The 8,852-nt window shown below is 61.3% G+C and carries 7 protein-coding genes and 1 tRNA gene; 1 reads left to right on the forward strand and 7 read right to left on the reverse strand.

The window, feature by feature from the left end; all coding sequences use genetic code 11:
* Positions 1–6: 6 nt before the first annotated feature.
* The 7 genes from B5E60_RS02465 to B5E60_RS02500 all read right to left on the reverse strand — a co-directional run bounded on the left by B5E60_RS02465 (position 7) and on the right by B5E60_RS02500 (position 8,340).
* A complete protein-coding gene (locus B5E60_RS02465; RefSeq protein ID WP_087309291.1) occupies positions 7–1,272 on the reverse strand; it encodes an efflux RND transporter periplasmic adaptor subunit in 1,266 nt (421 codons plus the stop codon).
* 256 nt (positions 1,273–1,528) lie between these two features.
* Positions 1,529–2,506: a LytR/AlgR family response regulator transcription factor gene (locus tag B5E60_RS14135; protein ID WP_239403171.1), complete on the reverse strand. Its 978-nt coding sequence runs from the start codon at positions 2,504–2,506 to the stop codon at positions 1,529–1,531.
* Complete coding sequence (locus B5E60_RS02480; RefSeq protein WP_087309292.1) at positions 2,503–3,552, reverse strand: sensor histidine kinase; 1,050 nt, start codon at positions 3,550–3,552, stop codon at positions 2,503–2,505. Before B5E60_RS02480 ends, B5E60_RS14135 begins: the two co-directional genes overlap by 4 nt.
* Before the next feature lie 100 nt (positions 3,553–3,652).
* Positions 3,653–4,873: an ABC transporter permease gene (locus B5E60_RS02485; protein ID WP_087309293.1), complete on the reverse strand. Its 1,221-nt coding sequence runs from the start codon at positions 4,871–4,873 to the stop codon at positions 3,653–3,655.
* Positions 4,874–4,879: 6 nt separating this feature from the next.
* Positions 4,880–5,638: an ABC transporter ATP-binding protein gene (locus B5E60_RS02490; RefSeq protein ID WP_087309294.1), complete on the reverse strand. Its 759-nt coding sequence runs from the start codon at positions 5,636–5,638 to the stop codon at positions 4,880–4,882.
* Positions 5,639–5,681: 43 nt separating this feature from the next.
* Positions 5,682–6,869, reverse strand: coding sequence for an efflux RND transporter periplasmic adaptor subunit (locus B5E60_RS02495; protein ID WP_087309295.1), 1,188 nt, complete (start codon positions 6,867–6,869; stop codon positions 5,682–5,684).
* 16 nt (positions 6,870–6,885) lie between these two features.
* Positions 6,886–8,340 (reverse strand): TolC family protein, encoded by a 1,455-nt coding sequence (locus tag B5E60_RS02500; protein WP_239403173.1) that lies wholly within the window; start codon positions 8,338–8,340, stop codon positions 6,886–6,888.
* A gap of 338 nt (positions 8,341–8,678) precedes the next feature.
* Here B5E60_RS02500 and B5E60_RS02505 point away from each other — a divergent pair.
* Positions 8,679–8,754 (forward strand) — tRNA-Gly (locus B5E60_RS02505).
* Positions 8,755–8,852 lie beyond the last annotated feature (98 nt).

Here is an 8,852-nt window from a genome sequence, read left to right on the forward strand (position 1 = left end):
TGCGGATCAGTTTTCGGGATTCGACACTTCGTCCTTGGCCGTCTCCCTGACCGGAGCGACGGGTTCGACCTTGTCGCCGTGGGTGAGTTTGTGGAATCCCTCGGTGACGATCTTCTCGCCCGGCACCACGCCGCGTTCGACGATCACGCGGTTGCCCAGTTCAGGCCCCAGTTCGACCATGCGGCGTTCGGCCACGCTGTCGGGGCGCACCACGAAGATATAGGCGCCGCCCTTCTCGATGACCACCGACTTGGTGGGGATTACCATGGCGTCCTCCCGCACGTCCAGCAGCAGCCGCACCTTGGTGAACTGTCCCGGGAGCAGGATCCGGTCGGGGTTGGCCATTTCGGCACGCACCGAGAAGGTTCCGGTTTCGGGATCGACCTGCGGATCGGCGAAGTCGACCAGCCCGGGCAGCGGATAGGGCGTGTTGTCGGGGAGTGTGATGGTGACGTAGGGGTTCCACTTGCGGGTGGTATCCTTCTGACCGATATTGACGTTGCGGGCCTTGCTTCTCAGGTAGTCGAGGCCCGTCATGCTGAAGTCGACGCGTACGGTGTCGCTCTTGACGACCGTTGCCAGCAGCGACTTGCCGTTCGGGCTGACGAGCGTACCGATGTCGACGCTGCGTTCGGAGATGTAGCCCGAGATGGGCGAACTGACCGTGGTGTAGCTCAGGGCGGTTTCGGCCTGCGTGAGGTCGGCCTCGCTCATGGCCACGGCGGCCGTGGCGCTCTCGTACGAGGCGACGGCATTGTCCAGGTCGAGCTGGCTGGCGGCATTCTGCTCGTAGAGGGGCTGGATGCGCTGCAGGTCGCGTTCGGCCTTCTGGGCCATGGCCTTGTCCTTGTTCAGCTGGGCCCGGGCCTTGTTGACGCGGGCTTCGTAGACCTTGGGGTCGATGATGAAGAGCGGTTGTCCGCGGCGGACGTAGGTGCCCTCCTCGAAGAGCATCTTCTCGAGGAAGCCCTCGACGCGGGCACGGATTTCGACGAACTGCTGGGCGCGGATGCGTCCGACGTATTCGCCGTAGATTTCGATGTCGTCCGTCCGGACGGGCTCCACCTCGACGACGGGCAGAATGGGCTTGGGCGGTTCGGGGCGGAAGATCCACCAAACACCTCCGGCAATCAGGATGACGCAGAGGCCCAGAATTTCCCACGTTCGCTTGGAGAAGCGGCGGATGCGTCCGCCGGCTTGTTTGCCGAGTTGGAGCGTGCGGCGTCCGGCTTGGGTCGCCTGCTTTACGATTTTCTCGCGTGATAGTTTCATGTTCAATAAAGTTCCGGATGTTTGCCTGGTTTCCGGGAGCCTGCAAAGGTACGAACTTTTTCCATAGGAAACGGATTTTTCGGCCAAATATGATGTTTTGGAAGAACTTTTTCCGCTTTTGGTTCTTTTTGTCGTAAAGTTCGGACCGCAGAGGGCGGGCCGGGGCATGACCCGGAGCGGGATATTGCCGGCCGGCGAGGAGGTGCGGTCGGCCTTCAGGGGTGCGGACGGTCGGCGGGAGGGCGTTACGGCAGCTCTACTCCTTGCCGGGAATGCCTCCCGGAAGCAGTGCGTGGCGGGCGAGAAAATCGTAGAACGGCTGTCGGTAGTTCTCCGAGATGGGGATCCGCTCCCGGTCGAAGAGAATCCGGTTGCGTTCGATCGTGTGGATCTTCGACGGCTGGACGATATACGAGCGGTGGACCCGGATGAAACGGTCGGCCGGAAGCTGCTCCTCGAGGCTCTTCAGACTCAGCAGCGAGACGACCGGATGGGCTTCGCCCTCGACGTGGATCTTCACGTAATCCTTCAGCCCTTCGATATAGAGAATTCTTTCGAGCGGAATCTGCTGCAGGCGATACTCCGTCTTGACGAAGAGGCTCTGCCGGAGATCGTCGCCGAACCTTCCGGCAGGTCCGGTCCCTTGTGTGGCTCTTTGACCGGATCCCTGTGCACCCTCTTGTCCGCCCCCTTGTACGGCAGGCGACTCCCCCGCTGCTCCGGCTGCTCCGGCTGCTCCGGCCGGTGCCGCGGTTCCGACGCTTTGCGACGCTTTGCCGCCGGATTCCGTTTCTGCCGCCGCCGAAAGGCCGGATGCCCCGGCCGGGCTCTCCGCTCCGGAGTGCAGGGACTGTTCGGCGCGGCGTTTCAGATCGAACCACGCGAGCGCCTTGTTTGCCGCCGTCAGGAAGTCGTTATAGCTGATCGGCTTGAGCAGATAATCCATCGCCTGGACCCGGAACCCCTCGACGGCATACTGCGGAAAGGCCGTCGTGAAGATGACGCGCGTCTGCGCGGGCAGCATGCGCGAGAGCTCCATGCCGCTCAGACCGGGCATCTGGATGTCGCAGAAGAGCAGGTCGACCGGCTGCCGGCGCAGGGCCGTGAAGGCCGCCGTGCCGCTCCCGCAGGAGCCGACGAGCTCCAGAAACGGGGTCTTCCGTACGTAACTCTCCATCAGTTCGACGGCCAGCGGCTCGTCGTCGATGACCATGCAGCGCAGTTTCCAGTTCATGATTCCGACAGATTGAGGCACAGCAGTGCCGTGTAGGCGTCGCCCGAACGTCCGTACTCGAAGGTGTATCGTCCCGCATAGAGCATCTCCAGCCGTCGGGAAAGATTTTTCAGTCCGATTCCCGAGCCGCTGCGGTCCGAGGCGCCCGATTTGGGAAAGTAGCTGTTCTTGATGCGGCAGATCAGCTGGTCGCCGATTTCGTGGATGTCGATTGAGATGTAGGAGGGGCGGTCGTTGTCGACGCCGTGCTTGAAGGCGTTCTCCACCAGCGAAATGAACAGCAGCGGTACCACGGGACGCTCGGACGGCGCGTCGGGCAGCGCAAGGAAGAGCTTCACGTGACGCGGCAGACGGATGCGCATCAACTCGATGTAGTCGCGCAGGAAGTTGATCTCCGCCGCCACGGGAACCGTCGGATGACTGCTGTCGTAGAGCACGTAGCGCAGCAGACGGCTCAGATCGTGGACGGCCTGCTGGGCGCGGTCGGTGTCGAGCTGGATGAGCGAGTAGATGTTGTTGAGCGTGTTGAAGAGGAAGTGGGGATTCAACTGGCTCTTGAGGTTCTGGAGCTCGGCCTGCGTATGGCTGTGTTCGAGCTCCTTGCGGGCTGCTTCGGCACGGTACCATCCGCTGGTCATGCGGATGGCCACGCCAACCCCCACCACCAGCAGGTAAAGGGTCAGGTTGCCCGCGAAGAAGCGTACCGTATGCTGCCAGGGGCGTGCCATCGGCGGATGATGCATGTCGGGCGGCAGTACGTAGCGGAAGAGCAGGTGGACCAGGATCATCACCACGGCGATGAACAGCAGGTTGTAGCCCGTAAAGCGGCCGAAGCGGCGTGTGGTCAGATAGCGGTCGATCAGCAGGAAATAGTTCGTGTAGAAGACCGCCATGAACGAGATCGGGACGAGCAGGAAACGTACGTATTGCGGTCCGTTCATCAGTGGCCGGTTGGGACCGGTCAGGAAGAGCGGCATACAGAAGATCACGGCCCAAACCGTGATGTGGACCAGCCACCCGGTGAATTTCGATTGCGATGCGGTCATGGAACAAAGGTAATAAAAATTTCGGTCTGGGAGCGCCCGATTGCTGGTTCGGAAACCTCTTGGCGTATACGCAGCCCCTAAGGCCGGCTTCCTAAGCCGGTTATTCGTAGCGGATGGCTTCGATCGGGTCGAGCATGGCGGCCTTCTGGGCCGGATACCACCCGAAGAAGACTCCCGTGAGGGTGCAGACCGCGAACGAGAGGAAGACACTCCACGGCTGGATGTAGATCGGGAAGGCGGCGATCAGATTCACCGCAATGGCGGCTCCGACGCCCACGATTACGCCGATCAGTCCGCCCGTAACGCTGATCAGAATCGATTCGATGAGGAATTGCGCCAGAATGTCTATCCCCTTGGCGCCGATCGACATGCGGAGGCCTATTTCACGTGTTCGTTCCGTTACCGAGACGTACATGATGTTCATGATGCCGATGCCGCCGACCAGGAGCGAGATGCCCGCCACGGCCGCCAGCAGAACGGTCATCATGTCGGTCGTCGAGGTGAGCATCGAGGCCATCTCCTGCTGCGAACGGATCGAGAAGTCGTCCTCGTCCGAGGGTTTCAGCCGGTGGTTTTCACGCAGGATCTCCGTGATTTCGTCGATGGCCTGGTCGGTGTAGGCCTCGGTCAGCGCCGAGCAGACGATCTCCTGCAGGTGGGTGATGGCCAGAATACGTTTCTGGACGGTTGTGTAGGGGGCGATGATCAGGTCGTCCTGATCCATGCCCATGCTGTTGTAGCCTTTGCTCTCCAGGACACCGACGATCCGGAACGGGATGGTCCCGAAGCGGATGACCTTGCCCACGGGATTCTCCCCGTTGGGGAAGAGTTCGTCGACAACGGTCTTCCCGACCAGGCAGACCTTCGCGGCGGTCTTGATGTCCTGCTCCGAGAAGGTGTCGCCGTCATCGACGCGGTAGCGGCGGATCTCCAGGTAGTCGAGATTCACGCCGTAGACCGTCGTCGGGGTGTTGTTCGATCCGTAGACGGCCTGTCCCGCGCTGTTGACCGACGGCGAGACGTAGGTCACGTAGCGCGTCTTGGTCTGGATGTCCTCCAGATCCTCCAACTTGAGCGACTCCATGTCGTCGGCGCTCAGCTGCACGCCGCCCCGGCGGTCGCCGCCCGGGTGGATCATGATCATGTTCGACCCCATTTCGCTGATCTCGGCCTGGATGCTGCGTTTCGAACCCTGGCCGATGGCCAGCATCGTGATCACGGACGCTACGCCGATGATGATGCCCAGCATCGTCAGAAAGCCGCGCAGCTTGTTGTTGCTCAGTGCCTTGACGGCTATTTTGAAAAGATTCGCGAAGTTCATGGTCTGCTAATAATCCTCCTGTTTCGGCAGCCGGGCCAGCGCCTCGGCCGCACTCAAGATGTGTTCGTTGCGGGTGTCGCCGGTGATATGGCCGTCACGCAGTGTGATGTTGCGGCTGCTGTATTGCGCAATCTCGGGGTTGTGTGTCACGAAGATGATCGTGCGCCCCTCGGCGTGGAGCTGCTGGAAGAGTACCAGCACCTCGAAACTCGTCCGTGTATCGAGGTTTCCGGTGGCTTCGTCCGCCAGGATCACCGCCGGGTTGTTGACCAGCGCCCGCGCGATGGCCACACGCTGCATCTGTCCGCCCGACATCTGGTTGCTCTTGTGCAGGAGCCGGTCGCCCAGCCCCACGGCCTCCAGCGCCGCGATGGCCCGTCGCCGCCGTTCGTCGGCCTTGCACTGCGGATTGTACATCAGCGGCAGTTCGACGTTCTCGATGGCCGTCGTCTTCGGCAGCAGGTTGTAGTTCTGGAAGACGAAGCCGATCTTGCGGTTGCGCAGCGTCGCCCGCTGGTTCTTGTCCATCGTGCGCACCGACACCCCGTCGAGGTAGTATTCGCCCGAGGTCGGCGTGTCGAGGCATCCCAGCGTATTGAGCAGCGTCGACTTGCCCGATCCCGAGGTGCCCATGATCGTCACGAACTCCCCCTCGCGGATCGTGAACGACACGCCGCGCAGGGCGTGGACCGTCTCGTCGCCCACCTGGAAATTGCGCCGGATCTGCTCCAGCCGGATCACCTCCCGCTTCTCATTCCCGTCCATGGCATTTCTCCGTTTTATCCTCGTTCATCTGCGGTTGTGACCCCTATTTCTTCTTTTTGTCCGATCCCGGAGGCGACGGCATGAAGGGACTGCGTTCCGTCGTGGGAGCCTGTGGCTGCCAGGTGACCGCCGTCAGCTCCACGGCTACCGTATCGCCGTCGGTGAGTCCTCCGGTGATCTCCGTCAGATCGCCGCTCGCGGCTCCCGTCGTGACCAGGCACGGCTGCAACTCCCGGCCGCGCATCACCCACACCTCGCGTTTGCCCGGGGCCGAGGTTGCGCTTCCTCCGACGGTCACGCCCACTTCGCCCAGCAATTCCGCATCGGGCACGAAGCGCAGCGCCTTGGTCGGCACGGCCAGCGCCTGCTCCTTCTCGAGCGTATAGATCGTCACGTTGGCCGTCAGCCCCGGTTTGAGCTTCAGGTCGGGGTTGTAGGCCGTGATGACCACCTCGTAGGTGACGACGCTCGATTCGGTCGTCGCCTCGAGCCGCACCTGCTCGACCGTTCCGCTGAACGTGTCGTCGGGATAGGCGTCGACGGTGAACTCCACGCGCTGGCCGTCGGCCACCTGCCCGATATCGGCCTCGTCGACATCGGCGATGACCTGCATCTGCGTCAGGTCGTTGGCGATGGTGAAGAGCGTCGGGGTCTCGAAGCCTGCCGCGACGGTCTGTCCCTCCTCGACGGCCCGGCTGATCACCACACCGTCGATCGGCGAGGTGATGGTCGCGTAGCCCAGGTTGCGCTCGACCTTCACCATGGCCGCCTTGGCCTGGTCGTAGGCCGCCCGCGACTTCTCGTAGAGGTACGTGGCGTCGTCGTACTCCTGGTCGCTCACCAGCGCTTTCTCGTGCAGGGCCTTCGTCCGGGCGTAGTTCTTCGTCTGATAGTCGTACTCGGCCTTGCAGTTGGCCAGTTCGGCCTGTGCCGACTCCAGTTCGGCCTGCAGCGTCACCTTGTCCATCTCGGCGATCAGCTGGCCGGCCTTCACCACGTCGTTGTAGTCGACGTAGAGGCGGTCGATGATGCCCGAGACCTGTGTGCCGACCTCCACCTCGGTGACCGGTTCGACGGTGCCGGTGGCCGTCACCGAATTGCGGATCGTAATGCGGCTCGTCGGCGTGGTCTCCAGCGTGATACCCTCCCCTTTCGAAGGTCGCAGCACCAGCCACAGCACAATGGCTGCGATGACGACCGCCGCCGCAATCAGGATTCTTTTCCGTTTCATCTTATGTTGCTTGTTTTCAGTTGATCGTACGGGTGCCGAGCCCCTGGTAGATGTTCAGCAGCTCGATGTTCAGCAGCGCCATGTACTTGGCCTGCAGCACCTCCTGACGTGAGGAGGCCCATTCGTTCTGTGCCGTGATCAGTTCGACGGTGTTCTTCACGCCGAGGTTGAACTGCTCCTGCGTCAGGTCGAAACTCTCACGGGCATAGCGCTCCTTCTCGGTGGCGGCGCGGTACTGCGACTGGGCCGAAAGGGCGTCCAGGTAGGCCGATTCCACCTCGCGCAGCAGCGTCTTCTGCAGATCCTGCCACGAGAGGCGGCTGTTGGCCTCCTCGAGGCGCGCCTTGTTCACCGCCGTACGGTTGCGGCGGTTCGAGAAGATCGGCACGCTCAGCGTCAGACCGAGATTCTCGTTGAAGCGGTTCCAGATCTGGCTTCCGTTTTCGTATCCGCCGTTGGACATGTGGCCCGTGCCGATGCCGGCGGTAAGTGAAACGGAGGGATAGAACCCGGCCCGGGCCTGCCGAATACCCAGCTCCGCAGATTCGACGGCCAGTTTGCCCCGTTCGATTTCGGGCATGGCCTCCAGTGCCGTTGCATAGATTGCGGCTTTGGCGGGCAGGGACGACAACACCTCACTCTTTTGAATGGCAGGCGCGGTAAGGTTCATCTCCTCCGTTATGTCGAGTTCCAACAGCTGTTTGAGCTGAAGCCGGTAGTTGTCGAGTGTCGAGCAGGCCGTGGTGACCTGATAGAGATCACTCGCATATTGACTTTCGAGTTGTGCCAGATCGACCCGACTGATCGATCCCGCTTTCCAGAGCTCCTCGGCCCGGTCGCGCTGGGCGCGGGAGACTTCGGCCGTATTGCGGGCCACTTCGACCGCCTCGGCGGCATAGAGAGCCTGCAGATAGGCCTGCACGATGGCGATGCGGATGTCGTTCTCGGATTCGGCCACCGTGAGGGCGTCGATGCGGTTCTGCAGTTTCTGCTGGCGGACCGCCGTGCGGAGTTTGCCCCCTTCGTAGAGCGTCAGACCGGCATTCACACCATAGGTTCCCGTATAGGTGTTGCGGTCGGAGACGTTCGTCGAGGGATAGTTCGTGAAACCCTGGGTCGTGGAGGCTGTCAGCGACGGCAGCATGGCGGCTTTGGCCTCTTCGGTGTCTTCGAGCCCCGAGAGGTAGTTGTTGCGGCTCTGTCGGAGCTGGATGTTGTTCTCCAGGGCATAACGCAGACATTCGTTCAGGGTCCAGGTCTTCGTCGTCGAGAGCGTGTCGGAGACCGGTATCGTTGCGGTCGGTTCACCGGTTGTGGTAACGGTGTTGCCGGCATGTTCCGTCGGACGTTCCGCTACTCCGGAGATACTGTCGGTTATCACGACTACGGGGCTGTCGGAGCCCTCACCGGGCGCTGCGGCGGCTATTCCGACTGCCAGCATGAAGCAATATGTCAACACGATTCGTTTCATTCAACTTTTGCCTTTCGGGTTTTGCCTTTCGGGGCTTGTCTCTTGTTCGGTCACAAAACTACATCTCGCGTTGCAGGCGCACAATTAAATTGGACGAAGCGGTGGATTTTGTCGACGAAATGTCTTGTGTGGTCGTTTAACCAATCTCTCGGAGCATCTTTTGCCGGGGGGGGGAAAAAACTTCGTCCGGCATGAAAATAAGGTCTGCAGCTGCCGTGTTCGCAGGGCATGATCTGGACTGAATTGTAAAAAAATTGCAGAATGAGGATGAAAAATTTGGAGATTGACATTTTTTCGTTACCTTTGCACTCGCAATCCGCCAGAGAGCGGTCATGCATGCGGAAATAGCTCAGTTGGTAGAGCGCAACCTTGCCAAGGTTGAGGTCGCGGGTCCGAGTCCCGTTTTCCGCTCCAGAGGGGGCAGAAAAAGGGAGAGCCGTAAGGTTCTCCCTTTTGTTTTGTATGCCGGAGCATGAGGGACTCGGCACATGTGACCTCAAAGCACCCCTCCC

Source organism: Alistipes sp. An116, assembly GCF_002161005.1.
Taxonomy (GTDB): domain Bacteria; phylum Bacteroidota; class Bacteroidia; order Bacteroidales; family Rikenellaceae; genus Alistipes; species Alistipes megaguti.